The 26,349-nt window shown below is 67.9% G+C and carries 22 protein-coding genes, 1 tRNA gene and 1 pseudogene; 21 read left to right on the forward strand and 3 right to left on the reverse strand.

What is annotated here, in order from left to right:
• From EAO75_RS12685 to EAO75_RS12700, 4 genes and pseudogenes are all read left to right on the forward strand, one after another.
• Positions 1–170 (forward strand): annotated as a pseudogene (locus EAO75_RS12685) (GntR family transcriptional regulator); the annotation flags it as partial.
• Between the two features lie 52 nt (positions 171–222).
• A complete protein-coding gene (locus tag EAO75_RS12690) occupies positions 223–1,596 on the forward strand; it encodes an MFS transporter (RefSeq protein ID WP_261989253.1) in 1,374 nt (457 codons plus the stop codon).
• A 37-nt stretch (positions 1,597–1,633) separates the two neighbouring features.
• Positions 1,634–2,014 (forward strand): DUF3291 domain-containing protein, encoded by a 381-nt coding sequence (locus tag EAO75_RS12695; protein WP_147995133.1) that lies wholly within the window; start codon positions 1,634–1,636, stop codon positions 2,012–2,014.
• 86 nt (positions 2,015–2,100) lie between these two features.
• Positions 2,101–3,156, forward strand: coding sequence for a UDP-N-acetylmuramate dehydrogenase (locus EAO75_RS12700; protein WP_147995134.1), 1,056 nt, complete (start codon positions 2,101–2,103; stop codon positions 3,154–3,156).
• Positions 3,157–3,186: 30 nt separating this feature from the next.
• Here EAO75_RS12700 and EAO75_RS12705 read toward each other — a convergent pair whose 3' ends face one another.
• Positions 3,187–3,819: an NAD(P)-dependent oxidoreductase gene (locus EAO75_RS12705; RefSeq protein WP_147995135.1), complete on the reverse strand. Its 633-nt coding sequence runs from the start codon at positions 3,817–3,819 to the stop codon at positions 3,187–3,189.
• A gap of 149 nt (positions 3,820–3,968) precedes the next feature.
• On the opposite strand from EAO75_RS12705, the gene EAO75_RS12710 reads away from it, so the two are divergent.
• Positions 3,969–4,565, forward strand: a complete 597-nt coding sequence (locus tag EAO75_RS12710; protein WP_147995136.1) for a TetR/AcrR family transcriptional regulator — start codon at positions 3,969–3,971, stop codon at positions 4,563–4,565.
• Positions 4,566–4,602: 37 nt separating this feature from the next.
• Here EAO75_RS12710 and EAO75_RS12715 read toward each other — a convergent pair whose 3' ends face one another.
• On the reverse strand, positions 4,603–5,640 hold the full coding sequence (locus EAO75_RS12715) for an adenosine deaminase (protein WP_147995137.1): 1,038 nt from the start codon (positions 5,638–5,640) through the stop codon (positions 4,603–4,605).
• Between the two features lie 130 nt (positions 5,641–5,770).
• Positions 5,771–6,997: a pyridoxal phosphate-dependent aminotransferase gene (locus tag EAO75_RS12720; RefSeq protein WP_147995138.1), complete on the reverse strand. Its 1,227-nt coding sequence runs from the start codon at positions 6,995–6,997 to the stop codon at positions 5,771–5,773.
• A 283-nt stretch (positions 6,998–7,280) separates the two neighbouring features.
• On the opposite strand from EAO75_RS12720, the gene EAO75_RS12725 reads away from it, so the two are divergent.
• From EAO75_RS12725 to fusA, 16 genes are all read left to right on the forward strand, one after another.
• A tRNA-Trp gene (locus tag EAO75_RS12725) sits at positions 7,281–7,353 on the forward strand.
• Positions 7,354–7,462: 109 nt separating this feature from the next.
• Entirely contained in the window at positions 7,463–7,747 is a 285-nt protein-coding gene (gene secE, locus EAO75_RS12730) for a preprotein translocase subunit SecE (RefSeq protein WP_147995139.1), read from the forward strand.
• Positions 7,748–7,828: 81 nt separating this feature from the next.
• Positions 7,829–8,677 (forward strand): transcription termination/antitermination protein NusG, encoded by an 849-nt coding sequence (gene nusG, locus EAO75_RS12735; RefSeq protein ID WP_147995140.1) that lies wholly within the window; start codon positions 7,829–7,831, stop codon positions 8,675–8,677.
• Between the two features lie 300 nt (positions 8,678–8,977).
• A complete protein-coding gene (locus EAO75_RS12740; RefSeq protein ID WP_147995141.1) occupies positions 8,978–9,505 on the forward strand; it encodes a hypothetical protein in 528 nt (175 codons plus the stop codon).
• A gap of 225 nt (positions 9,506–9,730) precedes the next feature.
• Positions 9,731–10,165 carry a 50S ribosomal protein L11 gene (gene rplK, locus EAO75_RS12745; protein ID WP_016645192.1) on the forward strand — a complete coding sequence of 145 codons (435 nt, stop codon included), beginning with the start codon at positions 9,731–9,733 and terminating at the stop codon, positions 10,163–10,165.
• Positions 10,166–10,245: 80 nt separating this feature from the next.
• Complete coding sequence (rplA, locus tag EAO75_RS12750; protein ID WP_147995142.1) at positions 10,246–10,971, forward strand: 50S ribosomal protein L1; 726 nt, start codon at positions 10,246–10,248, stop codon at positions 10,969–10,971.
• 131 nt (positions 10,972–11,102) lie between these two features.
• Positions 11,103–11,918 (forward strand): hypothetical protein, encoded by an 816-nt coding sequence (locus EAO75_RS12755; protein ID WP_147995143.1) that lies wholly within the window; start codon positions 11,103–11,105, stop codon positions 11,916–11,918.
• 109 nt (positions 11,919–12,027) lie between these two features.
• Positions 12,028–12,879 (forward strand): hypothetical protein, encoded by an 852-nt coding sequence (locus EAO75_RS12760; protein WP_261989254.1) that lies wholly within the window; start codon positions 12,028–12,030, stop codon positions 12,877–12,879.
• 282 nt (positions 12,880–13,161) lie between these two features.
• A complete protein-coding gene (gene rplJ / locus EAO75_RS12765; RefSeq protein WP_147995144.1) occupies positions 13,162–13,692 on the forward strand; it encodes a 50S ribosomal protein L10 in 531 nt (176 codons plus the stop codon).
• Positions 13,693–13,815: 123 nt separating this feature from the next.
• Complete coding sequence (rplL, locus tag EAO75_RS12770; RefSeq protein ID WP_147995273.1) at positions 13,816–14,199, forward strand: 50S ribosomal protein L7/L12; 384 nt, start codon at positions 13,816–13,818, stop codon at positions 14,197–14,199.
• 580 nt (positions 14,200–14,779) lie between these two features.
• The gene (rpoB, locus tag EAO75_RS12780; protein WP_147995145.1) at positions 14,780–18,265 is read left to right on the forward strand and encodes a DNA-directed RNA polymerase subunit beta; all 3,486 of its coding nucleotides are present in this window, start codon (positions 14,780–14,782) and stop codon (positions 18,263–18,265) included.
• Between the two features lie 97 nt (positions 18,266–18,362).
• Positions 18,363–22,262: a DNA-directed RNA polymerase subunit beta' gene (locus tag EAO75_RS12785; RefSeq protein WP_147995146.1), complete on the forward strand. Its 3,900-nt coding sequence runs from the start codon at positions 18,363–18,365 to the stop codon at positions 22,260–22,262.
• A gap of 166 nt (positions 22,263–22,428) precedes the next feature.
• Positions 22,429–22,989: a DUF1707 and DUF4190 domain-containing protein gene (locus tag EAO75_RS12790; RefSeq protein ID WP_147995147.1), complete on the forward strand. Its 561-nt coding sequence runs from the start codon at positions 22,429–22,431 to the stop codon at positions 22,987–22,989.
• 318 nt (positions 22,990–23,307) lie between these two features.
• Positions 23,308–23,679 (forward strand): 30S ribosomal protein S12, encoded by a 372-nt coding sequence (rpsL, locus tag EAO75_RS12795; protein ID WP_003948652.1) that lies wholly within the window; start codon positions 23,308–23,310, stop codon positions 23,677–23,679.
• 2 nt (positions 23,680–23,681) lie between these two features.
• Entirely contained in the window at positions 23,682–24,152 is a 471-nt protein-coding gene (rpsG, locus tag EAO75_RS12800; protein WP_003992340.1) for a 30S ribosomal protein S7, read from the forward strand.
• Positions 24,153–24,191: 39 nt separating this feature from the next.
• The gene (gene fusA, locus EAO75_RS12805) at positions 24,192–26,318 is read left to right on the forward strand and encodes an elongation factor G (protein WP_147995148.1); all 2,127 of its coding nucleotides are present in this window, start codon (positions 24,192–24,194) and stop codon (positions 26,316–26,318) included.
• Positions 26,319–26,349 lie beyond the last annotated feature (31 nt).

Genomic DNA, 26,349 nt, shown 5'->3' on the forward strand with positions numbered 1-26,349 from the left:
GCCTGGAGCTGGAGGGTCAGGAGAGCGCCGTCGAGCTGGGCTCCGCGCGGGCGGACGACGCCAAGGCGCTGGACCGCCTCCCCGGGGCGCCCGTCCTCGTCGTGACCACCCGCTACCTGGCCGAGGGCCGCACCGCCGCGCTCTCCGTCGCCACCTACCGCGCGGACAGCCCGCCCGGGCGGAGCAGTATGGGCCCTCGTCATCACCAGCGTCGCCGGGTTCATGGCCGCGCTCGACAACCTCGTCGTCACCACCGCACTGCCCTCCATCCGCAAGGACCTGGGCGGAGCGCTGCATGACCTGGAGTGGACTGTGAGTGCGTACACACTCACCTTCGCCGTCCTGCTGATGTTCGGCGCGGCCCTCGGCGACCGCTTCGGCCGCCGCCGGCTCTTCCTCGTCGGCATCTCGATCTTCACCGTGGCCTCCGCCGCCGCGGCCCTCGCACCCGGCATCGACTCCCTGATCGCCGCCCGCGCGGTGCAGGGCGCCGGCGCGGCGATCATGATGCCGCTGACGCTGACCCTGCTGACCGCGGCCGTGCCCGTGGCCAAGCGTGGGATGGCGTACGGCATCTGGGGCGCCGTCAACGGTCTCGCGATCGCGTCCGGGCCGCTCATCGGCGGTGCCCTCACCGAACACATCTCCTGGCAGTGGATCTTCTGGCTGAACGTTCCGCTCGGCCTCGCCCTGCTGCCGCTCGCCCGCCTGCGCCTCGCCGAGTCGCACGGCACCGGCGCCCCGCTCGACATCTCCGGCACCCTGCTCGCCAGCGGTGGCCTGTTCGGGATCGTGTACGGCCTGGTGCGCGGCCCGGCCGACGGCTGGACCGGACGTCTCGTCCTGACCGGCCTGTTCGCCGGCGGCGCGCTGCTCGTCGGGTTCATCCTGTACAGCACCCGCGCCAAGAACCCGATGCTGCCGATGCGGCTCTTCCGCTCCCGGGCCTTCTCCGGGATCAACGCCGCGAGCATGCTGATGTTCCTCGGCATGTTCGGGTCGATCTTCCTGCTCAGCCAGTACATGCAGGGCGTGCTCGGCTACTCGCCGACCGAGGCGGGGCTGCGGATGCTGCCGTGGACCGGCATGCCGATGCTCGTCGCGCCGATCGCCGGGATCCTCGCCGACCGCATCGGCGGCCGGCCCGTCGTCGCCACCGGACTGTTCCTCCAGGCCGCCGGCCTCGCCTACCTGGCGTCCGTGGTCACCGTCGACGTCTCCTACGCCGCCCAGTTGCCCGGCCTGATCATCAGCGGCGTCGGCATGGCCCTGTTCTTCGCCCCGGCCGCCCACCTGGTCATGTCCAGCGTCCGCGCCTCGGAGCAGGGCATCGCCTCCGGCGCGAACAACGCCCTGCGCGAGGTCGGCGGCGCGCTCGGCATCGCCGTCATGGCGTCGATCTTCTCCGCACAGGGCGGCTACGAGACCGGCCAGACCTTCGTCGACGGCTTGCAGCCCGCCCTGGTCACCGGCGCCGCCGTCGTCGCCGTCGCCGGCCTCGCGGCCTTGGCGATCCCGTCGCAGCGGCGTGGCGGCAAGGCCGCGGGCCCGACCGAGCAGGTACCGGAGCCCGTGCTGGAGGCGGCCGCGCACTGACCGCCGGCCGACCCCCCCCGAACGATGAGGAGGAATCATGCCCACCCTTCCCTGGACCGTCCCGAACCCGGCACCGCACGGCACCGAGGTGCATGTCTTCGCCTCCCGCTTCGAGACCCACACCCTCTGGGGAGCGCTGCGCTTCCTCGCCCGCACGCCGGGCGTGTGGCGGCAGGTGAGCCGGGCGCCCGGCGCGTACGGGGCCTCCCTGAAGGCCGAGCCCTTCAAGCGGACCTTCTGGACGCTGTCCGCCTGGGAGTCGCCCGCGGCGCTGAAGGACTTCGCCCGCTCGGGCACCCATGCCCCGACCTCGCGGGGTCTGTCGGCCCAGATGCGGGACGCGAAGTTCGCCACCTGGCAGGTGTCGAGCGACGTGCTCCCGCTCGACTGGACGGAGGCGTTCCGACGGCTGACCTGAACGGCACGCGCGCGTGGTGCGCGCCTTCGCCCCGGTACTCCCCAGGGGTGCCGGGGCTGTCGGTGCCGTCTCGTAGTCTTGAGCGCGTGCAGGAACTCCACGACGCCCCCCTCGCCCCCTTCACCACCTTCCGGCTGGGCGGCCCCGCCACCCGCCTGGTCACCGCCACCACCGACGCCGAGGTGATCGACGCGGTGCGCGAGGCCGATGCCGCCGGGACCCCGCTGCTGCTCATCGGCGGCGGATCGAACCTGGTCATCGGCGACAAGGGCTTCGCGGGCACCGCGCTCGTCATCGCCACGAAGGGCTTCGAGCTGGACGGCACCACGCTCGAACTGGCCGCCGGCGAGGTGTGGACAGAAGCCGTCGCCCGCACCGTCGAGGCCGGGCTCGCCGGGATCGAGTGCCTCGCCGGAATCCCCGGCTCCGCAGGCGCCACGCCGATCCAGAACGTCGGCGCCTACGGCCAGGAAGTCTCCTCGACGATCACCGAGGTGATCGCCTACGACCGCCGGACCGGCGAGACGGTCGTCATCCCGAACGCCGACTGTGGCTTCTCCTACCGCCACAGCCGCTTCAAGGCCGACCCCGAGCGCTACGTCGTCCTGCGCGTCCGCTTCCGCCTGGAGGACGCCGACGGGCTCTCCGCCCCCGTCAAGTACGCCGAGACGGCCCGCGCCCTCGGCGTCGAGGTGGGCGACCGCGTGCCCCTGGCCACCGCCCGCGAGACGGTGCTGAAGCTGCGTACCGGCAAGGGCATGGTCCTGGACCCCGAGGACCACGACACCTGGTCGGCCGGATCCTTCTTCACCAACCCGATCCTCACCGACGAGCAGTTCGCGGCGTTCCACGCGTGCGTGCGTGAGCACCTCGGCGAGGGCGTCGAGCCGCCCGCCTACCCGGCGGGGGAGGGGCACACCAAGACCTCCGCGGCCTGGCTGATCGACAAGGCCGGCTTCACCAAGGGCTACGGCACGGGCCCCGCCCGTATCTCCACCAAGCACACCCTCGCCCTCACCAACCGCGGTGAGGCGACCACCGAGGACCTCCTCGCGCTCGCCCGCGAGGTCGTCGCCGGTGTGCGTGAGGCCTTCGGCATCACGCTGGTCAACGAGCCGGTGACGGTCGGCGTCAGCCTGTAACCCCGTCTCACCGGGTCCTTCGGGCGGCCCTCAGTAGGCGACGCCCACGCCCTGCTTCACCGTGGCCGGGTCGCCGACCGCCGCCAGCATGGCGTGCGCCACATCGGCGCGCGCCAAGAAGCGGCCCCGGACCGGGAATCCGCCCACGACCTTCCGGTACGAGCCGGTGAGCGGCTTGTCCTGAAGGCGGGGCGGCCGTACGGCCGTCCAGTCCGTGGTGCTGCGGGCCAACTCCGCCTCCATCTCGCGCAGATCGGCGTAGATGTCCTTGAGGACGGCCGAGACGATGCCGCGCACCGCCCGGTCGGCGAACCCGTCACCCTCCGGCTCGGGGCCGACCGGCGCCGCGCTCACCACGACCAGCCGCCGCACCCCTTCGGCCTCCAGGGCACCGAGCACCGTACGCGTCAGCCGCGCCGCGATCCCGGCGTCCTTGCGGCTGCGGGCGCCGAGCCCGGACAGCACCGCGTCCCGTCCTGCGACGGCGGGGCGCAAGGCCTGCGGGTCGGTCAGATCTGCGCGGAACACCTCCAGACGGTCCCCGGTGAAGGGGAAGCGGGCAGGGTCCCGTACGACGGCCGTGACCTCGTGACCGGCGTCCAGCGCCTGGCGGACGATCTCCTTGCCGGTGCCTCCGGTGGCACCGAAGACGGTGAGTTTCATGAGGTCTCCCGTGTGGGTGAGAGCTGATGGGTCAGAACTGATGGGGTGAGAACTGGTGGAGTGAGAACTGGTGGGTGAGTATTCACTCACCCCTTCTCCTCTAGAGTGAGTAAGTACTCACCCACCCGTCAAGGGCGATTGGACGATTCATGGAAAACCGACCCACCCGCGTTCGACTGCTCGACGCCGCCCACGACCTGATGCTCACGGTCGGGCTGGCACGTGCCACGACGAAGGAGATCGCGCGGGCGGCCGGGTGCTCCGAGGCGGCGCTGTACAAGCACTTCGCGAGCAAGGAGGAGCTCTTCATCCAGGTGCTCACCGAGCGGCTGCCCCCGCTCCGCCCGCTGCTCAGCGGCCTCGCGGCCGAGCCCGGTCGGCAATCCCTGGAGGAGAACCTCACTGAGATCGCCCGCCAGGCCGCGCTGTTCTACGAGCAGAGCTTCCCGATTGCCGCCTCGCTGTATGCGCAGACCGAGCTCAAGCGGCGACACGACGAGGCCGTACGACAGATGGGGGCGGGCCCGCACGTGCCGATCCAGGAGCTCGACACCTACCTTCGGGCCGAGCAGGAGAGGGGCCGGGTCCGTACGGACGCGGACACGTTCGCGGCGGCGTCGCTGCTGATGGGGGCCTGCGCGCAGCGGGCGTTCGCCTATGACGCGACCAGGGAGGCGGTGCGGCCGCCGGTGGACGAGTTCGCCGCCCGGCTGGCCCGCACACTGCTCGCCGGGATCGCCGACTGACCTGGCCGCCGCCGGCCGACTCGCCCGCGTCGCCGACCTACGTGGCCTGGGCGAGCCAGTCGTCCACCCCCGCCAGCAGCTTGCCCTTCATCTCCTCCGGCGCCGCCGACGCGCGCACCGACTGCCGGGCCAGTTCCGCCAGCTCCTCGTCCGTGAAGGCGTGGTGGCGGCGCGCGAGGTCGTACTGGGCGGCGAGACGCGAGCCGAAGAGCAGGGGGTCGTCGGCGCCGAGGGCCATGGGGACGCCGGCCTCGTACAGGGTCCGCAGCGGGATGTCCTCGGGCTTCTCGTAGACGCCGAGGGCGACGTTCGAGGCGGGGCACACCTCGCAGGTCACGCCCTTGTCGGCGAGGCGCTCCAGCAGCCGCGGGTTCTCGGCCGCCCGCACCCCGTGGCCGATCCGGTTCGCGTGCAGGTCGTCCAGGCAGTCACGGACCGAGGACGGGCCGGTCAGCTCGCCGCCGTGCGGGGCCGACAGCAGGCCGCCCTCGCGGGCGATGTGGAAGGCGCGGTCGAAGTCCCTTGCCATGCCCCGGCGTTCGTCGTTCGACAGCCCGAAGCCGACCACACCCCGCTCGGCGTACCGCACCGCGAGCCTCGCCAGCGTGCGGGCGTCCAGGGGGTGCTTCATCCGGTTCGCGGCGACCAGGACGCGCATCCCGAGGCCCGTGTCCCGCGACGCCGTCTCCACCGCGTCCAGGATGATCTCCAGCGCCGGGATCAGACCGCCCAGCCGGGGAGCGTACGACGTCGGGTCGACCTGGATCTCCAGCCAGCCCGAGCCGTCCTTGATGTCCTCCTCCGCGGCCTCCCTGACCAGCCGCTGGATGTCCTCCGGCCGCTGCAGGCACGAGCGCGCCGCGTCGTACAGCCGCTGGAAGCGGAACCAGCCGCGCTCGTCCGTCGCCCGTAGCTTCGGCGGTTCCCCACTGGTCAGTGCGTCGGTCAGCGCCTCGGGCAGGCGCACACCGTATTTGTCGGCCAGTTCCAGCAGGGTCGCCGGCCGCATCGAGCCGGTGAAGTGCAGGTGCAGATGGGCTTTCGGCAGTTCAGAGACATCACGTACACGCTCCATTCCAGGATCCTGCCGTACGTCCGCACCGTCCCGGTAGCGGTTTCCCCTTTAGTGGTCTTGCTCGCACAAACAAATGGGGGCACCACTTCCGGAAATCCGGAYGTGGTGCCCCCATGGCAGGAGGCGGACGTCAGTCCCTGGCCTCCGCCAGCAGCTTCTGGATCCGGCTCACGCCCTCGACGAGGTCCTCGTCACCCAGCGCGTACGACAGCCGCAGATAGCCCGGCGTGCCGAAGGCCTCACCCGGGACGACCGCGACCTCGGCCTCCTCCAGGATCAGCTCGGCCAGCTCGACGCTGCTCTGCGGGCGCTTGCCGCGGATCTGCTTGCCGAGCACGGCCTTCACCGACGGGTACGCGTAGAAGGCGCCCTCGGGCTCCGGGCAGAGCACGCCGTCGATCTCGTTGAGCATCCGCACGATCGTCTTGCGGCGGCGGTCGAAGGCCTCGCCCATCTTCGCGACGGCGTCCAGGTCGCCGGAGACGGCGGCGAGGGCGGCCACCTGCGCCACGTTCGAGACATTGGACGTCGCGTGGGACTGGAGGTTGGTCGCGGCCTTCACCACGTCCTTCGGGCCGATGACCCAGCCGACCCGCCAGCCCGTCATGGCGTACGTCTTGGCGACACCGTTGACCACGATGCACTTGTCGCGCAGCTCGGGGAACAGGCCCGGCAGGGAGACCGCGGCGGCCTTGCCGTAGACCAGGTGCTCGTAGATCTCGTCCGTCAGCACCCACAGGCCGTGCTCGAGGGCCCAGCGCCCGATCGCCTCGGTCTCGGCCTCGCTGTAGACGGCGCCGGTCGGGTTGGACGGCGACACGAAGAGGACGACCTTCGTCTTCTCCGTACGGGCCGCCTCCAGCTGCTCCACGGAGACGCGGTAGCCAGTGGTCTCGTCGGCGACGACATCGACCGGGACACCGCCGGCCAGGCGGATCGACTCCGGGTACGTCGTCCAGTACGGCGCCGGGACGATGACCTCGTCGCCCGGGTCGAGGATCGCGGCGAAGGCCTCGTAGATGGCCTGCTTGCCGCCGTTGGTGACGAGGATCTGCGAGACGTCCGGCTCGTAGCCGGAGTCGCGCAGCGTCTTCGCGGCGATCGCGGCCTTCAGCTCGGGCAGACCGCCGGCCGGGGTGTAGCGGTGGTACTTCGGGTTCTTGCAGGCCTCGATGGCGGCCTCGACGATGTAGTCCGGGGTCGGGAAGTCGGGCTCACCGGCGCCGAAGCCGATCACCGGACGCCCGGCGGCCTTGAGGGCCTTGGCCTTGGCGTCCACGGCGAGGGTGGCGGACTCGGAGATCGCGCCGACTCGGGCGGAGACCCGGCGCTCGGTCGAAGGGGTTGCAGCGCTCATGGGACCCATCGTTTCAGACCGGAAACGCGGGCGGCACGCGGGTTTCACGGACTGAACACCGACTGAACATCCGTCCGGATCGGGCCCCCGGCCTGGGCGATCTTGCGTCGAGGCCCGGTTCGGCACCCGTCGATCTTTCGTGTATCAAGCCCCTGGCGGGCACTTTCTGTTCGACGGCGCGCCCAGGACCACGTACACTCTCACCTCGTTGGCCTTCAGCAGCCGCACTCGAACGGTGCACAGCGTGCACTCGCCCGGATGCGGTACGTTGGGGGACACACAAAGGGTCGTAGCTCAATTGGTAGAGCACCGGTCTCCAAAACCGGCGGTTGGGGGTTCAAGTCCCTCCGGCCCTGCTACACACACCATCGCCAGGATGTGTGCGCATGTACGTACAGTATTGCAACGCCGTGCGGCTCAGTCCGGGCGCGGCACGGCCACGACCCGGGATTCAGGTGAGGACGAATGGCGGACGCCGTGGGCTCCATCGACACGCCTGACGCCCAGGACGAGGCGCAGGAGAAGAAGAAGGCCCGCAAGGGTGGCAAGCGTGCGAAGAAGGGCCCGCTGAAGCGGCTTGCCCTCTTCTACCGCCAGATCGTTGCGGAGCTCCGCAAGGTCGTCTGGCCGACGCGCAATCAGCTGACGTCGTACACCACCGTGGTGATCTTCTTCGTCGCCATCATGATCGCCCTGGTGACCGTGATTGACTATGGGCTCGACCACGCCGCCAAGTACGTGTTCGGCTGAGCCGAGAGCGAAGGGCGCCGTGGTTACCGGCGCCCCTTTTCGCATGTTCCACCCCTATGTATCCAGGAAGAAGCAGCCACCGTGTCTGACCAGAACCTGAACCACGCCGTCGAGCCGGACGAGTCCGTGGAAGACGAGCTCGACATCGTCGAGGGCGCGGACGAGGACCTGGACGAGGTCGAGGCTGCCGATGCCGAGGCGGGCGAGCCGGCCGAAGAGGCCGCTCTGCACGTCGAGGACGCCGAGGACGCGGACGAGGCCACCGAGGAAGAGGCGGCCGAGGAAGAGGCCCCCGAGGAGGAGGCCGAGCCGGTCGACCCCGTCGCGGCCCTGCGCGAGGAGCTGCGCACGCTTCCCGGCGAGTGGTACGTCATCCACACCTACGCCGGTTACGAGAACCGCGTGAAGACGAACCTGGAGCAGCGCGCCGTCTCGCTGAACGTCGAGGACTACATCTTCGCGGCCGAGGTGCCGCAGGAAGAGGTCGTCCAGATCAAGAACGGCGACCGCAAGACGATCAAGCAGAACAAGCTCCCGGGTTACGTCCTGGTCCGCATGGACCTGACCAACGAGTCCTGGGGTGTCGTCCGCAACACCCCCGGCGTCACCGGCTTCGTGGGCAACGCCTACGACCCGTACCCGCTGACCCTGGACGAGATCGTCAAGATGCTCGCCCCGGAGGCCGAGGAGAAGGCCGCCCGCGAGGCCGCCGAGGCCGAGGGCAAGCCCGCCCCGCAGCGCAAGGTCGAGGTCCAGGTCCTGGACTTCGAGGTCGGCGACTCGGTCACCGTCACGGACGGCCCGTTCGCCACGCTGCAGGCCACGATCAACGAGATCAACGCCGACTCCAAGAAGGTCAAGGGCCTGGTGGAGATCTTCGGCCGCGAGACGCCGGTCGAGCTCTCCTTCGACCAGATCCAGAAGAACTAGCGGCACAGCAGCTCTCACGAAGGGCCTCCCGACCGGCGGTTTTCCGCTGGTGGGAGGCCCTTTCGTCGTATACGTCGTCGCTCGCGCCGAACGTATCCGGCCAGCTGTCCCCAATAAATGTGTGCTGCACCACAACCATCGGGCGCCTCCGCCGGTCTGACTTGATGACCGAAACGCGTGGACAGCGTTCTTCATGGTGTTCTCAAGCTCTTTGTGGCGATTCGCCCTGAGCTGCGCGCTGCCCGCGTGAGCAATCGGTACCCGTCGAGTCAGTCACCAAGAAGTAGGGGGAACTTCCTCATGCGTGCTCGCACCATCCTGGTCGTGGCGGCCGCGTCCGCCTGCGTCCTCGTGCCGACGACCTCCGCCGTCGCCGGCACAGGCCCCGCCCCGTCGCCCAACAAGCAGAACCCGACCGCCCGTTCGGCCGCCCCGTCAGAGGCGGGCAACCCGCTGAGCACCAGGGCGCAGGCGGCCGGCGTCTGTTCCGACGCCTACCAGATCGGCGCCACCGCCTACATCAACCGAGGCGGCGCACACGTGGCCTCGGTGAAGCAGTTCTACTCGCCCAGGTGCAAGAGCAACTACGGCTATGTCTGGGTCTGGCAGAGCTACCGCGACAAGATCAAGGACTACGACGTCAGCACCGGCGTCTACAGCTACGCCCGTGACGAGATCGTGGGCCAGGACTGGTGGAACGCCACCAACAGCCAGGAGTTCTGGTCCCTGCCCGCCGACACGGTGAGCGAGTGCACGGCGGCCATCGGTACCCTGCGCGCCCCCGGCGACCCGGTGCCGGGCCAGGCCACCACGGCCAAGCGCTGCTGACCTCGTCCCGCCCCCTGAGTCCCGGCCGTCGCGCGGCGGCCGGGACTCGCCCTTGTCCGGGGTCCGCACGGCCGGGCGTCTGAGCTGCCGGTTTTGGCCCTGACGCGTTACCCGTTATCGTTGTGCGGTATGCCTCCATCCGGATGATCCGGACGTCCACCGTTCCAGGTGGCCAAGCGGTACGGATGGCGGCGGAACACCTCTCACTAAGGACCCGGAGAGAGCATGCCTCCCAAGAAGAAGAAGGTCACGGGGCTTATCAAGCTCCAGATCCAGGCCGGTGCGGCCAACCCGGCGCCGCCGGTCGGCCCCGCGCTGGGCCAGCACGGCGTCAACATCATGGAGTTCTGCAAGGCCTACAACGCCGCGACCGAGTCGCAGCGCGGTTGGGTCATCCCGGTGGAGATCACGGTCTACGAGGACCGTTCCTTCACCTTCATCACCAAGACGCCGCCGGCCGCCAAGATGATCCTCAAGGCCGCGGGCGTGGAGAAGGGCTCTGGCGAGCCGCACAAGACCAAGGTCGCCAAGATCACCGAGGCGCAGGTCCGCGAGATCGCCACCACCAAGATGCCCGACCTCAACGCCAATGACCTGGACGCCGCGTCCAAGATCATCGCCGGCACCGCCCGTTCCATGGGCATCACGGTCGAGGGCTGATCCCCACCCCCCGAAGCAGAAGTGAGTGGCGGGGCCTGCTCGGCCCGGACCACAACTCCTAAGAAACCACAGGAGCAGTAGTGAGCAAGCGCAGCAAGACTCTCCGCGCTGCGGACGCCAAGGTCGACCGGGAGAAGCTCTACGCCCCGCTCGAGGCCGTCCGTCTCGCCAAGGAGACGTCCGCGACCAAGTTCGACGGCACCGTCGAGGTCGCCTTCCGTCTGGGTGTCGACCCGCGTAAGGCCGACCAGATGGTCCGTGGCACCGTGAACCTTCCGCACGGCACCGGTAAGACCGCCCGGGTCCTGGTCTTCGCGACCGGTGACCGTGCCGAGGCCGCGACTGCCGCGGGCGCCGACATCGTCGGCTCCGACGAGCTCATCGACGAGGTCTCGAAGGGCCGCCTGGACTTCGACGCCGTCGTCGCCACCCCGGACCTCATGGGCAAGGTCGGCCGCCTCGGCCGCGTCCTCGGCCCGCGTGGTCTGATGCCGAACCCGAAGACCGGCACCGTGACCCCGGACGTGGCCAAGGCCGTGACCGAGATCAAGGGCGGCAAGATCGAGTTCCGCGTCGACAAGCACTCGAACCTGCACTTCATCATCGGCAAGGCGTCCTTCGACGACACCAAGCTGGTGGAGAACTACGGCGCCGCGCTGGAGGAGATCCTCCGTCTGAAGCCGTCCGCCGCCAAGGGTCGCTACATCAAGAAGGCCGCCATCACCACCACGATGGGCCCCGGCATTCCGGTCGACCCGAACCGCACCCGCAACCTCCTCGTCGAGGAGGACCCGGCCGCGGTCTGAGCCAACGGCTCACCAGGCTCGACGACGGGCCCCGCACCCTTCCCGGGTGCGGGGTCCGTCCCTTTTCTCTCCCTCCGTTTGTCAGTGCCCTGGGTTAACGTGCATTCACGGGATTCGCTCAGGGGGGACGGATGACGAGCACGAGGGCGCGCCGATCGGCGCTCTGGGTAGCGCTGCTGACCGCGCTGACGGCCCTGGCCGCCTGCACCTCCTCCGACCGCTCCGAGGGGCGGGACCGCCCGACCCCCTCCCGTGCCGTGACGGCCGCCCTGCGCACCGTCGAGCGGTCCACCGACCGGGCCGACTCCGCGCGCGTGCGGTCCACGACCACGGTCGGCTCGGCCCTTTCCATGAAGGCCCACGGCACCCTCGCCTGGCACGACGACCTCACCGGCGCCCTGACGATCACGTACACGGGCGGCACCACGGCCGAGACGATGCGCCGCCTCGGCACCACGTCGATGCAGGCCCGCTATCTCCCCGACGCCTACTACGCGCGCATGGGCGAGGCGTTCGCCGAGAAGGCCGACGGCAAGCACTGGATCAAGTACGCCTACGACGACCTGGAGCGCCTCGCCGGCAGCTCCGGAGCCGATCTCGCCGACCAGATGCGCGGCACCGCCCCGCACACCTCGGTGAAGCTGCTGCTGTCCTCCACGGACGTGCGCAAGGTCGGTGAGGAGAAGGTGAGCGGGGAGCGCACCACGCGTTACTCCGGCACGGTTCGGGTGACCGGCGCCACCTCGCAGACCGTCGACATATGGGTCGACGACCGGGACCTGCTGGTCAAGAAGGTCGAGAAGGGCCGCACGGCCACGGGGCAGCTGACGCAGACCGCGTACTACAGCGACTACGGCGTGCAGGCCACGGTCGAGAAGCCGCCGGCCGGGGACACAGCGGACCTGGAGGAGCTGCTGAAGGAAGGGACCCTCGGCGGCACCTCGTAGATCTCGGCGCACAGGTATTCGCAGGACCGCCGCCGCACTCCTGGGCTACGCTCCCGATCTTGCCGTGAGCCGACCACGCACCGGCCATGTGTTCCTTGGGGGGAATCAATTGAGGCTTTCCGTACGCGCCGCTGCCCGTGCCGCCCTGCCCGCCGCCGCGCTGCTCCTCGCCGGCTGCGGGACGGGATCCGGCGCCGAGCAGCCCGCCGCGGGCTCATCGGCCGCCGACGCCGTCACGCGGGCCGTGGAGAAGACCGAGAGCGTCACGTCGCTGCACTACCGGGTGACCGGACAGTTCCCGGAGCGGGGGCGCATATCCGACGAGGGGACCGTCCGTACGAAGCCGGTGGTGGCCGGCCTCAGGACGACCAACCTGAGCGGTGAGGAGCGGGGCACGACCGAGCTGCGCCTGGTCGGCGGGGTGTTGTACGGCAGCGCGACCAGCGACATGGTCGAGCGGATCGGCGGCCGGCACTGGATCAGCTACGGCCCGGCCGCGAACTTCACCACGGACAGCGGCCTGCGCATGGACGTCGGCAGCCTGCGTGACCAGGTAGGCCGCAACCCGGCCCGGGAGGCCGCGTTCCTGGCCACCGCGCAGGACGTGAAGAAGGTCGGCGACGAGAAGGTCGACGGCACCGACAGCACGCACTACGCGGGCACGGCCGCCATCGACGACCTCCGTGCCTCGCTGAAGGAGATCGAGGAAAAGGCCACCCGGGAGGGACGCGAGCGCAGTCTCGACCAGTACGACAAGGCGGGCGTGGACGAGCTCACCCTGGACGTCTGGATCGACGGCGACGACCGCGTCAAGCGGCTGCGCACCCAGGGCTTCGGCCGGCACGGTGAGCTCGACCTCACCATCACCTTCCTCGACTACGGCAAGTCCGTGACGGTCCGCGCACCCCGCCCCGACGACACGGCGGACCTGCGCAAGCCGCTGGAGAAGAACGGGAGCTGACGGCCGTAGGGACCGATTTGCCTGACGGCGATCGAGTCCCGTACTCTCCTACAGAAGCCAAAGACCGCTGGTCGTTGCCGTGCGCTCGTCAGAGAGTGCGGTGGCCGAAGGATCCGCTGAACCGCGGACGACCCGCGCAGGTGATTGTGGAAGTGCTCCCGGAGTTCGCTGCTCACGCTGTGAATGCCCGGTCGAGCTACGCCCCGAGCGCCTGCGCCGGGGCGTTTCGTTTTCCCAGCCCCTTCTGAGCGGTCCCATCACCCGGAAGGAGGCCGACGCTCTATGGCAAGGCCCGACAAGGCTGCCGCGGTAGCCGAGCTGACGGAGCAGTTCCGCAGCTCGAACGCCGCTGTGCTGACCGAGTACCGGGGTCTCACCGTGGCGCAGCTCAAGACGCTGCGTCGTTCGCTCGGTGAGAACGCCCAGTACGCCGTGGTGAAGAACACGCTGACCAAGATTGCGGCCAACGAGGCCGGGATCGACACGCTCGACGACCTGTTCAACGGTCCGACGGCGGTCGCCTTCGTCACCGGTGACCCGGTGGAGTCGGCGAAGGGTCTTCGTGACTTCGCCAAGGACAACCCGAACCTCGTCATCAAGGGCGGTGTCCTTGACGGCAAGGCGCTGTCCGCCGACGAGATCAAGAAGCTTGCGGACCTTGAGTCCCGCGAGGTTCTGCTCGCCAAGCTGGCGGGCGCCCTGAAGGGCAAGCAGACGCAGGCTGCTCAGGTCTTCCAGGCGCTCCCGTCGAAGCTCGTCCGCACCGTGGACGCGCTTCGCGCCAAGCAGGACGAGCAGGGCGGTGCCGAGTAACTCGGCTCGCGAAATGACCGCCGCCTGAGGCGCTCCGCCTGAGGCAGAGGTCGTAGCGGGCCGAACGTACGCCCGCCAGACATGTACATCCCGGCACCAGCCGAAATTAGTGGAAGGAAAGCCATCGTGGCTCTCACCCAGGACGAACTGCTCGCCGAGTTCGAGGGCATGACCCTCATCCAGCTCTCCGAGTTCGTGAAGGCGTTCGAGGAGAAGTTCGACGTCACCGCCGCCGCCGCGGTCGCCGTTGCGGGCCCCGCCGTCCCCGGCGCCCCGGTCGAGGCTGCCGAGGAGAAGGACGAGTTCGACGTCATCCTCACCGGCGCCGGCGACAAGAAGATCCAGGTCATCAAGGTCGTGCGTGAGCTGACCTCCCTGGGTCTGAAGGAGGCCAAGGACCTCGTGGACGGCGCTCCGAAGCCCGTTCTCGAGAAGGTCGCCAAGGACGCCGCCGAGAAGGCCGCCGAGTCCCTCAAGGGCGCCGGCGCCTCCGTCGAGGTCAAGTAACACCTTTCGGTCGAGCACGACCGTCGCGCTTGCTGAATCCGGCCTCCTGAGGCTGTAACGCAGTCGCACCGAAGAGCGATCATCCATTCGGGTGGTCGCTCTTCGGCGTTCCTGGGGGCGCGGCCACGGTTACCTTGCGCCCGCTACGGCGGGGGGTATGGTGATCTTCATCGTGTCTCCGGGCCGTCCTCGGTTCGGGCATGGGGGCCTTGACGAACCGCACGCAGCGCGCAATTCTCAGGACGCGTCGCCACAAGGATCCGAATCCGAGGCATGGATCGGCGACGAAGAGGGCAGTATCAACGTGCATTGAGGGCGAGCATGCCGAGGGCGTTGAGAACAACGAGGGTCGCGAAAAACCCGCACTGGACATCAGTGTGCCAAGTGGCTACACTGACCCTTTGCGCTGCCTGTTAGCTGTCCCCTGCCCGTCACCAGGGGCATGCCCTCGCTTGAGCACCGATGACCGGACCATCCCTGACCTGGCCATTCTTTGGTCGGAGAAGGACCCCCTGTCTCTGTGCGCCGGTGAGGGGCCGGTACGCGCGTAGTGAGTCCGAGCCCTCGGAAGGACCCCCTCTTGGCCGCCTCGCGCAACGCCTCGACCGCGAATATGAACAACGGCGCCAGCACTGCCCCGCTGCGCATCTCCTTTGCAAAGATCAAGGAGCCCCTCGAGGTTCCCAACCTGCTCGCGCTGCAGACCGAGAGCTTTGACTGGCTGCTCGGGAACACCGCCTGGCAGAGTCGGGTCGAGGCGGCTCTGGAGTCCGGTCAGGACGTCCCCACCAAGTCCGGTCTGGAGGAGATCTTCGAGGAGATCTCTCCGATCGAGGACTTCTCCGGGTCGATGTCGCTGACGTTCCGCGACCACCGCTTCGAGCCTCCGAAGAACTCGATCGACGAGTGCAAGGAGCGCGACTTCACCTACGCCGCCCCGCTCTTCGTGACGGCGGAGTTCACCAACAACGAGACCGGTGAGATCAAGTCCCAGACGGTCTTCATGGGCGACTTCCCGCTCATGACGAACAAGGGCACGTTCGTCATCAACGGCACCGAGCGTGTCGTGGTGTCGCAGCTGGTCCGTTCCCCCGGTGTCTACTTCGACTCCTCCATCGACAAGACGTCCGACAAGGACATCTTCTCCGCCAAGATCATCCCGTCCCGGGGTGCCTGGCTGGAGATGGAGATCGACAAGCGCGACATGGTCGGTGTCCGTATCGACCGCAAGCGCAAGCAGTCCGTCACCGTCCTGCTCAAGGCGCTCGGCTGGACCACCGAGCAGATCCTCGAGGAGTTCGGCGAGTACGAGTCGATGCGCGCCACCCTGGAGAAGGACCACACCCAGGGCCAGGACGACGCGCTGCTCGACATCTACCGCAAGCTGCGTCCGGGCGAGCCCCCGACCCGTGAGGCCGCGCAGACGCTGCTCGAGAACCTCTACTTCAACCCGAAGCGTTACGACCTCGCCAAGGTCGGCCGCTACAAGGTCAACAAGAAGCTGGGTGCSGACGCTCCGCTGGACGCGGGCATCCTGACCGTCGAGGACGTCATCTCGACGATCAAGTACCTGGTCAAGCTGCACGCGGGTGAGACCGAGACGGTCGCCGACAGCGGTCAGACGATCGTCGTCGAGACCGACGACATCGACCACTTCGGCAACCGTCGTCTGCGCAGCGTCGGCGAGCTCATCCAGAACCAGGTCCGCACGGGTCTGGCTCGTATGGAGCGCGTCGTCCGTGAGCGCATGACGACTCAGGACGTCGAGGCGATCACGCCGCAGACCCTGATCAACATCCGGCCGGTCGTCGCCTCCATCAAGGAGTTCTTCGGCACCAGCCAGCTGTCGCAGTTCATGGACCAGAACAACCCGCTGTCGGGTCTCACCCACAAGCGCCGTCTGTCGGCTCTTGGCCCGGGTGGTCTCTCCCGTGAGCGGGCCGGCTTCGAGGTCCGTGACGTGCACCCGTCGCACTACGGCCGCATGTGCCCGATCGAGACGCCCGAAGGCCCGAACATCGGTCTGATCGGCTCGCTCGCGTCGTACGGCCGGGTCAACGCGTTCGGTTTCGTCGAGACCCCCTACCGCAAGGTGATCGACGGCCAGGTCACCGACGAGGTCGACTACCTGACCGCCGACGAGGAGGACCGCTTCGTCATCGCGCAGGCCAACGCCGGCCTGAACGACGACATGCGCTTCTCCGAGAACCGCGTCCTGGTCCGCCGTCGTGGCGGCGAGGTCGACTACGTCGCCGGTGACGACGTGGACTACATGGACGTCTCGCCGCGCCAGATGGTGTCGGTCGCGACCGCCATGATCCCCTTCCTCGAGCACGACGACGCCAACCGTGCCCTCATGGGCGCGAACATGATGCGTCAGGCCGTGCCGCTGATTAAGTCCGAGGCGCCGCTCGTCGMCACCGGCATGGAGTACCGCTCCGCGGTCGACGCCGGCGACGTGGTCAAGGCCGAGAAGGACGGTGTGGTCCAGGAGGTCTCCGCGGACTACATCACCACCGCCAACGACGACGGCACGTACATCACGTACCGCCTGGCCAAGTTCTCCCGGTCCAACCAGGGCACCTCGGTCAACCAGAAGGTCATCGTCCTCGAGGGCGACCGCATCGTCGAGGGCCAGGTCCTCGCCGACGGTCCGGCCACCGAGAACGGTGAGATGGCGCTCGGCAAGAACCTGCTCGTGGCGTTCATGCCGTGGGAGGGTCACAACTACGAGGACGCGATCATCCTGTCGCAGCGCCTCGTGCAGGACGACGTCCTCTCCTCGATCCACATCGAGGAGCACGAGGTCGACGCCCGTGACACCAAGCTCGGCCCCGAGGAGATCACCCGGGACATCCCGAACGTCTCCGAGGAGGTCCTCGCCGACCTCGACGAGCGCGGCATCATCCGCATCGGTGCCGAGGTCATCGCCGGCGACATCCTTGTCGGCAAGGTGACCCCGAAGGGTGAGACCGAGCTGACCCCCGAGGAGCGCCTGCTGCGCGCGATCTTCGGTGAGAAGGCCCGTGAGGTCCGTGACACCTCGCTGAAGGTGCCGCACGGCGAGACCGGCAAGGTCATCGGCGTCCGCGTCTTCGACCGTGAAGAGGGCGACGAGCTGCCGCCGGGCGTGAACCAGCTGGTTCGTGTCTACGTGGCGCAGAAGCGCAAGATCACGGACGGTGACAAGCTCGCCGGCCGTCACGGCAACAAGGGTGTCATCTCGAAGATCCTGCCCATCGAGGACATGCCGTTCCTCGAGGACGGAACTCCGGTCGACATCATCCTCAACCCGCTGGGTGTGCCGTCCCGAATGAACCCGGGACAGGTCCTGGAGATCCACCTCGGCTGGCTCGCCAGCCGCGGCTGGGACGTCTCCGGTCTCGGCGAGGAGTGGGCGCAGCGCCTCCAGGCGATCGGCGCCGACAGCGTCGAGCCCGGCACCAACGTCGCCACCCCGGTCTTCGACGGTGCGCGTGAGGACGAGCTCGCCGGTCTGCTGGAGCACACGATCCCGAACCGCGACGGCGAGCGCATGGTGCTCCCGACCGGTAAGGCGCCGCTGTTCGACGGCCGCTCGGGTGAGCCCTTCCCGGAGCCGATCTCGGTCGGCTACATGTACATCCTGAAGCTGCACCACCTGGTCGACGACAAGCTGCACGSCCGCTCGACCGGTCCGTACAGCATGATCACCCAGCAGCCGCTGGGTGGTAAGGCCCAGTTCGGTGGCCAGCGCTTCGGTGAGATGGAGGTGTGGGCGCTGGAGGCATACGGCGCCGCTTACGCCCTCCAGGAGCTGCTGACCATCAAGTCCGACGACGTCACCGGCCGCGTGAAGGTCTACGAGGCCATCGTCAAGGGCGAGAACATCCCCGAGCCCGGCATCCCCGAGTCCTTCAAGGTGCTCATCAAGGAGATGCAGTCGCTCTGCCTGAACGTGGAGGTGCTGTCCAGCGACGGTATGTCCATCGAGATGCGTGACACCGACGAGGACGTCTTCCGCGCGGCGGAGGAGCTCGGCATCGACCTGTCCCGGCGCGAGCCGAGCAGCGTCGAAGAGGTCTGACGGGAGTCCGGCGGGGCCCTCACCCACAGGGCCCCGCCGACCCCCAGGCCCCCGTATCAGACCAAAGACTTACAACCCTGAGAGGGATTGACGCATAGTGCTCGACGTCAACTTCTTCGATGAGCTCCGGATCGGTCTGGCCACCGCTGACGACATCCGTCAGTGGAGCCACGGCGAGGTCAAGAAGCCCGAGACCATCAACTACCGCACCCTCAAGCCCGAAAAGGACGGACTCTTCTGCGAGAAGATCTTCGGTCCGACCCGGGACTGGGAGTGCTACTGCGGCAAGTACAAGCGTGTCCGGTTCAAGGGCATCATCTGTGAGCGCTGTGGCGTCGAGGTGACTCGCGCCAAGGTGCGCCGTGAGCGGATGGGCCACATCGAGCTGGCCGCGCCCGTCACGCACATCTGGTACTTCAAGGGTGTTCCTTCGCGCCTCGGCTACCTGCTGGACCTGGCGCCGAAGGACCTCGAGAAGGTCATCTACTTCGCGGCGTACATGATCACGTTCGTCGACGAGGAGCGCCGCACCCGCGACCTGCCCTCCCTGGAGGCGCACGTCTCCGTGGAGCGTCAGCAGGTCGAGAACCGCCGGGACGCCGACCTGGAGGCCCGCGCCAAGAAGCTCGAGACGGACCTCGCCGAGCTTGAGGCCGAGGGTGCCAAGGCCGACGTGCGCCGCAAGGTGCGCGAGGGTGCCGAGCGCGAGATGAAGCAGCTGCGTGACCGTGCGCAGCGCGAGATCGACCGCCTCGACGAGGTGTGGACCCGCTTCAAGAACCTCAAGGTCCAGGACCTCGAGGGCGACGAGCTGCTCTACCGCGAGCTGCGGGACCGCTTCGGCACCTACTTCGACGGTTCGATGGGTGCCGCGGCGCTGCAGAAGCGCCTGGAGTCCTTCGACCTCGACGAGGAGGCCGAGAAGCTCCGCGAGATCATCCGTACCGGCAAGGGCCAGAAGAAGACCCGTGCGCTGAAGCGGCTGAAGGTCGTGTCTGCCTTCCTGCAGACCTCCAACAGCCCCAAGGGCATGGTCCTCGACTGCGTCCCGGTCATCCCGCCGGACCTTCGCCCGATGGTGCAGCTGGACGGTGGCCGCTTCGCGACCTCCGACCTGAACGACCTGTACCGCCGTGTGATCAACCGCAACAACCGTCTGAAGAGGCTCCTCGACCTCGGCGCGCCCGAGATCATCGTCAACAACGAGAAGCGCATGCTTCAGGAGGCTGTTGACGCCCTCTTCGACAACGGTCGTCGCGGCCGTCCGGTGACCGGCCCCGGTAACCGTCCGCTGAAGTCCCTCAGCGACATGCTGAAGGGTAAGCAGGGTCGATTCCGTCAGAACCTGCTCGGCAAGCGTGTGGACTACTCCGCGCGTTCCGTGATCGTCGTCGGTCCGCAGCTGAAGCTGCACCAGTGCGGTCTGCCCAAGGCGATGGCGCTGGAGCTCTTCAAGCCGTTCGTGATGAAGCGCCTGGTCGACCTGAACCACGCGCAGAACATCAAGAGCGCCAAGCGCATGGTGGAGCGCGGCCGCACGGTCGTGTACGACGTCCTCGAAGAGGTCATCGCCGAGCACCCGGTTCTGCTGAACCGTGCGCCCACCCTGCACCGCCTCGGCATCCAGGCCTTCGAGCCGCAGCTGGTCGAGGGCAAGGCCATCCAGATCCACCCGCTCGTCTGCACCGCGTTCAACGCGGACTTCGACGGTGACCAGATGGCCGTGCACCTGCCGCTGTCCGCGGAGGCGCAGGCCGAGGCCCGCATCCTGATGCTGTCCTCGAACAACATCCTCAAGCCCGCCGACGGCCGTCCGGTGACGATGCCGACCCAGGACATGGTCCTCGGTCTGTTCTTCCTGACGACCGACAGCGAGATGCGGAACGTGAAGGGCGAGGACCGCTCCTTCGCGTCCGTGGCCGAGGCGATCATGGCCTTCGACGCGGGCGAGCTCTCGCTCCAGTCGAAGATCGACATCCGCTTCCCGGTCGGCACCATCCCGCCCCGCGGCTGGATGCCGCCGGRGCAGGAAGAGGGCGAGCCGGAGTGGCAGCAGGGTGACTCGTTCCGTCTGCGGACGACCCTGGGCCGCGCGCTCTTCAACGAGCTGCTGCCCGAGGACTACCCGTTCGTCGACTACGAGGTCGGCAAGAAGCAGCTCTCCGAGATCGTCAACGACCTCGCCGAGCGCTACCCGAAGGTCATCGTGGCGGCGACGCTCGACAACCTGAAGGCGGCCGGCTTCTACTGGGCCACCCGTTCCGGCGTCACCGTCGCCATCTCCGACGTCGTCGTTCCCGACGCGAAGAAGGAGATCGTCAAGGGCTACGAGGCGCAGGACGAGAAGGTCCAGAAGCAGTACGAGCGCGGTCTGATCACCAAGGACGAGCGCACGCAGGAGCTCATCGCGATCTGGACCAAGGCGACCAACGAGGTTGCCGAGGCGATGAACGAGAACTTCCCGAAGACCAACCCGATCTTCATGATGGTGAACTCGGGTGCACGAGGCAACATGATGCAGATGCGTCAGATTGCCGGTATGCGTGGTCTGGTGTCGAACGCGAAGAACGAGACCATCCCGCGTCCGATCAAGGCCTCGTTCCGTGAGGGTCTGTCCGTGCTGGAGTACTTCATCTCCACGCACGGTGCCCGTAAGGGTCTGGCGGACACCGCCCTGCGTACCGCCGACTCGGGTTACCTCACCCGTCGTCTGGTCGACGTCTCCCAGGACGTCATCATCCGCGAGGAGGACTGCGGCACCGACCGTGGTCTCAAGCTGGCCATCGCCGAGCGTGGCGCCGACGGCGTCCTGCGCAAGGCGGACAACGCCGAGACGTCCGTGTACGCACGCTGCCTCGCCGAGGACATCGTCGTGGACGGCAAGGTGCTCGCCCCGGCGGGCGTCGACCTCGGTGACGTTCTCATCGACCAGCTGGTCGCGGCCGGCATCGAGACGGTCAAGACCCGCTCGGTCCTGACCTGCGAGTCCGCCGTCGGCACCTGCGCGATGTGCTACGGCCGTTCGCTGGCCACCGGCAAGCTGGTCGACATCGGTGAGGCGGTCGGCATCATCGCCGCCCAGTCCATCGGTGAGCCCGGTACCCAGCTGACGATGCGTACCTTCCACACCGGTGGTGTGGCCGGTGACGACATCACCCAGGGTCTGCCGCGTGTCGTCGAGCTCTTCGAGGCCCGTACCCCGAAGGGTGTCGCCCCGATCTCCGAGGCCACCGGCCGCGTCCGGATCGAGGAGACCGAGAAGACCAAGAAGCTCGTCGTCACCCCGGACGACGGCAGCGACGAGACGGCGTTCCCGATCTCGAAGCGTGCCCGACTCCTGGTCAGCGAGGGCGAGCACGTCGAGGTGGGCCAGAAGCTCACCGTGGGTGCCACCAACCCGCACGATGTGCTGCGCATCCTGGGTCAGCGTGCCGTCCAGGTCCACCTGGTCGGCGAGGTCCAGAAGGTCTACAACTCGCAGGGTGTGTCGATCCACGACAAGCACATCGAGATCATCATCCGGCAGATGCTGCGCCGTGTGACGATCATCGAGTCCGGCGATGCCGAGCTGCTGCCCGGCGAGCTGGTCGAGCGCTCGAAGTTCGAGACCGAGAACCGTCGTGTGGTCCAGGAGAGCGGTCACCCGGCCTCCGGTCGTCCGCAGCTCATGGGTATCACCAAGGCCTCGCTGGCCACGGAGTCCTGGCTGTCGGCGGCGTCCTTCCAGGAGACGACGCGAGTCCTCACGGACGCGGCGATCAACGCCAAGTCCGACTCGCTCATCGGCCTCAAGGAGAACGTCATCATCGGTAAGCTCATCCCGGCCGGTACGGGTCTGTCCCGCTACCGCAACATCCGGGTCGAGCCGACCGAGGAGGCCAAGGCCGCGATGTACTCGGCCGTCGGCTACGACGACATCGACTACTCGCCGTTCGGCACCGGCTCCGGCCAGGCCGTTCCGCTGGAGGACTACGACTACGGTCCGTACAACCAGTAAGCGAGCAGCCTGACTCAGGCGCAGTCGAGGGCGGTCACCTTTCGAGGTGGCCGCCCTTCGGCGTTCCCGGGGCCGTCTCGGGGTTTTCTCCGGGTGGACCCCGATGCCCGCTATGCCGGTTCGGCGCATCATGGAAGGACTCCGACCAGTACGGGGGAGGTGTTCCATGACGCATCCGTCGTGGCAGCCGTGGCCTCCATGGCAGGGGAGCAGCGCGCCACAGCCGTGGTCCGGGCCCAGCGCCCCGTCGATGCTCGCCTCGCACGCCGACCGTGAGCGGGCCGTGGATGTGCTCCGGGCCGGCTACGGGGAAGGGCGGCTGGAGCAGCCCGAGTTCGAGAAGCGGGTCACGCGGGCCTATACGGCCCGTACGGTGGGGGAGCTGGCTCTGCTCGTCTCCGACCTGCCGCAGGGCCCCATGCCGCAGCCGGCGCCCGTCACGCCCGTACCTGGGACGTTCCTGGCGTCGCCGCGTCCGCAGACCAACAGCAAGGCCGTCGGGTCGGCGGTGTGCGGGGTGCTCTGTCTCGTGAGCTTCGGGCTGACCGGCATTCCGGCCGTGGTCCTGGGGCACGCGGCGCGTACCGAGATACGCCGCACCGGGCAGGGCGGTGACGCGCTGGCGCTGACCGGGCTCGTGCTCGGGTGGCTGTCGACCGCGGGCTGGGTGGTGCTGCTGACGCTGCTGATGGTGGCCGCCGCCGTGTCCGAATCCGGGGCCGGCTGAGGGACCCGGGCATGTCCGGATCGGCGATTCGAAGATCAAACCCGCCGTGCGGTCTTGACATCGGCCGTATGGCGATGCGGGCGGGGCCCATTTGTTTTGACCGCAGCGAATGAGGTAGGTACGCTCAGACCTTGTGCCTGGGGTGTGCCCTGGCTCTTGTGCGTGCCTTCAACCGCATAGCGAGCCGTGAGCGGCCACCGTAATCTGTGCTCTTTTCGCCTCGCGGCGGAAGTTCGCTGGATTCGACACACCCGACCGCGTGGGTCGGCGACGTTCCAGGTTAGCTTCACCATTCGGCACACAGAAACCGGAGAAGTAGTGCCTACGATCCAGCAGCTGGTCCGTAAGGGCCGGCAGGACAAGGTCGAGAAGAACAAGACGCCCGCACTCGAGGGTTCCCCTCAGCGTCGTGGCGTCTGCACGCGTGTGTTCACGACCACCCCGAAGAAGCCGAACTCGGCCCTGCGTAAGGTCGCGCGTGTGCGTCTGACCAGCGGGATCGAGGTCACCGCTTACATTCCGGGTGAGGGACACAACCTGCAGGAGCACTCCATCGTGCTCGTGCGCGGCGGCCGTGTGAAGGACCTGCCGGGTGTTCGCTACAAGATCATCCGAGGTTCGCTTGACACCCAGGGTGTCAAGAACCGCAAGCAGGCCCGCAGCCGCTACGGCGCCAAGAAGGAGAAGTAAGAATGCCTCGTAAGGGCCCCGCCCCGAAGCGCCCGGTCATCATCGACCCGGTCTACGGTTCTCCTCTTGTCACGTCGCTCATCAACAAGGTGCTGCTGAACGGCAAGCGCTCCACCGCCGAGCGCATCGTCTACGGCGCCATGGAGGGTCTGCGTGAGAAGACGGGCAACGACCCGATCATCACGCTGAAGCGCGCGCTTGAGAACATCAAGCCGACCCTCGAAGTCAAGTCCCGCCGTGTCGGTGGTGCGACGTACCAGGTTCCGATCGAGGTCAAGCCCGGTCGTGCCAACACGCTCGCGCTGCGCTGGCTGGTCGGTTACTCCCGCGCCCGTCGCGAGAAGACCATGACCGAGCGTCTCCTCAACGAGCTTCTCGACGCCTCGAACGGCCTCGGTGCGGCCGTGAAGAAGCGCGAGGACACCCACAAGATGGCCGAGTCCAACAAGGCCTTCGCGCACTACCGCTGGTAGTCGCAGACCCCATCGAGACCGAGAGAAGACTGAAGCCTTATGGCTACCACTTCACTTGACCTGGCCAAGGTCCGCAACATCGGGATCATGGCCCACATCGACGCGGGCAAGACGACCACCACCGAGCGGATCCTCTTCTACACCGGCGTCAGCTACAAGATCGGTGAAGTCCACGACGGCGCCGCCACCATGGACTGGATGGAGCAGGAGCAGGAGCGTGGCATCACGATCACGTCTGCTGCGACCACCTGTCACTGGCCGCTCGAGGACAACGACTACACCATCAACATCATCGACACCCCGGGGCACGTCGACTTCACCGTTGAGGTGGAGCGCTCCCTGCGTGTGCTCGACGGTGCCGTGACGGTGTTCGACGGTGTCGCCGGTGTCGAGCCGCAGTCCGAGACGGTGTGGCGTCAGGCCGACCGTTACGGCGTGCCGCGCATCTGCTTCGTGAACAAGCTGGACCGTACCGGCGCCGAGTTCCACCGCTGCGTGGACATGATCTCGGACCGCCTGGGCGCCCAGCCGCTCGTCATGCAGCTGCCGATCGGCGCCGAGATGGACTTCAAGGGCGTTGTGGACCTGGTCCGCATGAAGGCGCTCGTGTGGTCCGCCGAGGCCGCCAAGGGCGAGATGTACGACGTCGTCGACATCCCGGCCACGCACACCGAGGCCGCTGAAGAGTGGCGCGGCAAGCTGATCGAGGCCGTCGCGGAGAACGACGAAGAGATCATGGAGCTGTACCTGGAGGGCCAGGAGCCCACCGAGGAGCAGCTGTACGCCGCGATCCGTCGCATCACCATCGCGTCCGGCAAGTCCAACGACACCACGGTCACCCCGGTGTTCTGTGGCACCGCGTTCAAGAACAAGGGCGTCCAGCCCCTGCTCGACGCGGTCGTGCGCTACCTGCCGACCCCGCTCGACGTCGAGGCCATCGAGGGCCACGACGTGAAGGACCCCGAGCTGGTCGTCAAGCGCAAGCCGTCCGACGACGAGCCGCTGTCCGCGCTGGCGTTCAAGATCATGAGCGACCCGCACCTGGGCAAGCTCACCTTCGTCCGGGTTTACTCGGGCCGCCTGGAGTCCGGCACCGCCGTGCTGAACTCCGTCAAGGGCAAGAAGGAGCGCATCGGCAAGATCTACCGCATGCACGCGAACAAGCGTGAGGAGATCGACTCGGTGGGCGCCGGCGACATCATCGCCGTCATGGGCCTCAAGCAGACCACCACCGGTGAGACGCTGAGCGACGACAAGAACCCGGTCATCCTGGAGTCCATGGACTTCCCGGCGCCGGTCATCCAGGTCGCCATCGAGCCCAAGTCGAAGGGTGACCAGGAGAAGCTGGGCGTCGCGATCCAGCGCCTGGCCGAGGAGGACCCGTCCTTCCAGGTCCACTCGGACGAGGAGACCGGCCAGACCATCATCGGTGGTATGGGCGAGCTGCACCTCGAGGTGCTGGTCGACCGTATGCGCCGTGAGTTCAAGGTCGAGGCCAACGTCGGCAAGCCGCAGGTCGCCTACCGCGAGACGATCCGCAAGGCCGTCGAGCGCGTCGACTACACGCACAAGAAGCAGACTGGTGGTACCGGCCAGTTCGCCAAGGTGCAGATCGCGATCGAGCCGATCGAGGGCGGCGACGCCTCGTACGAGTTCGTGAACAAGGTGACCGGTGGTCGTATCCCGAAGGAGTACATCCCTTCGGTCGACGCCGGTGCGCAGGAGGCCATGCAGTTCGGCATCCTCGCCGGTTACGAGATGACCGGCGTGCGCGTCACCCTCATCGACGGTGGCTACCACGAGGTCGACTCCTCGGAGCTCGCCTTCAAGATCGCCGGTTCGCAGGCCTTCAAGGAGGCCGCGCGCAAGGCCAGCCCCGTGCTCCTTGAGCCGATGATGGCCGTCGAGGTCACCACGCCCGAGGACTACATGGGTGAGGTCATCGGCGACATCAACTCCCGCCGTGGCCAGATCCAGGCCATGGAGGAGCGGGCGGGTGCCCGCGTCGTGAAGGGCCTCGTGCCCCTCTCGGAGATGTTCGGTTACGTCGGCGACCTGCGCAGCAAGACGTCCGGCCGGGCCAGCTACTCCATGCAGTTCGACTCCTACGCCGAGGTTCCGCGGAACGTCGCCGAGGAGATCATCGCGAAGGCCAAGGGCGAGTAACGCTCCGCGTTCACACGCTTTAGGCTTGACT

The sequence above is a fragment of the Streptomyces sp. UW30 genome, assembly GCF_008042075.1.
Classification (GTDB): domain Bacteria; phylum Actinomycetota; class Actinomycetes; order Streptomycetales; family Streptomycetaceae; genus Streptomyces.

Excerpts from the sequence above, each read along its gene's own strand:
- EAO75_RS12695 (WP_147995133.1), top strand. The coding sequence starts at position 1,634 with ATGCCCACCCTTCCCTGGACCGTCCCGAACCCGGCACCGCACGGCACC.
- EAO75_RS12710 (WP_147995136.1), top strand. The coding sequence starts at position 3,969 with ATGGAAAACCGACCCACCCGCGTTCGACTGCTCGACGCCGCCCACGAC.
- rplK (WP_016645192.1), top strand. The coding sequence starts at position 9,731 with ATGCCTCCCAAGAAGAAGAAGGTCACGGGGCTTATCAAGCTCCAGATC.
- EAO75_RS12690 (WP_261989253.1), top strand. The coding sequence starts at position 223 with ATGGCCGCGCTCGACAACCTCGTCGTCACCACCGCACTGCCCTCCATC.
- EAO75_RS12705 (WP_147995135.1), bottom strand. The coding sequence starts at position 3,819 with ATGAAACTCACCGTCTTCGGTGCCACCGGAGGCACCGGCAAGGAGATC.
- rplJ (WP_147995144.1), top strand. The coding sequence starts at position 13,162 with ATGGCAAGGCCCGACAAGGCTGCCGCGGTAGCCGAGCTGACGGAGCAG.
- fusA (WP_147995148.1), top strand. The coding sequence starts at position 24,192 with ATGGCTACCACTTCACTTGACCTGGCCAAGGTCCGCAACATCGGGATC.
- EAO75_RS12790 (WP_147995147.1), top strand. The coding sequence starts at position 22,429 with ATGACGCATCCGTCGTGGCAGCCGTGGCCTCCATGGCAGGGGAGCAGC.
- EAO75_RS12720 (WP_147995138.1), bottom strand. The coding sequence starts at position 6,997 with ATGAGCGCTGCAACCCCTTCGACCGAGCGCCGGGTCTCCGCCCGAGTC.
- EAO75_RS12740 (WP_147995141.1), top strand. The coding sequence starts at position 8,978 with ATGCGTGCTCGCACCATCCTGGTCGTGGCGGCCGCGTCCGCCTGCGTC.
- EAO75_RS12755 (WP_147995143.1), top strand. The coding sequence starts at position 11,103 with ATGACGAGCACGAGGGCGCGCCGATCGGCGCTCTGGGTAGCGCTGCTG.
- EAO75_RS12715 (WP_147995137.1), bottom strand. The coding sequence starts at position 5,640 with ATGGAGCGTGTACGTGATGTCTCTGAACTGCCGAAAGCCCATCTGCAC.
- secE (WP_147995139.1), top strand. The coding sequence starts at position 7,463 with ATGGCGGACGCCGTGGGCTCCATCGACACGCCTGACGCCCAGGACGAG.
- rpsG (WP_003992340.1), top strand. The coding sequence starts at position 23,682 with ATGCCTCGTAAGGGCCCCGCCCCGAAGCGCCCGGTCATCATCGACCCG.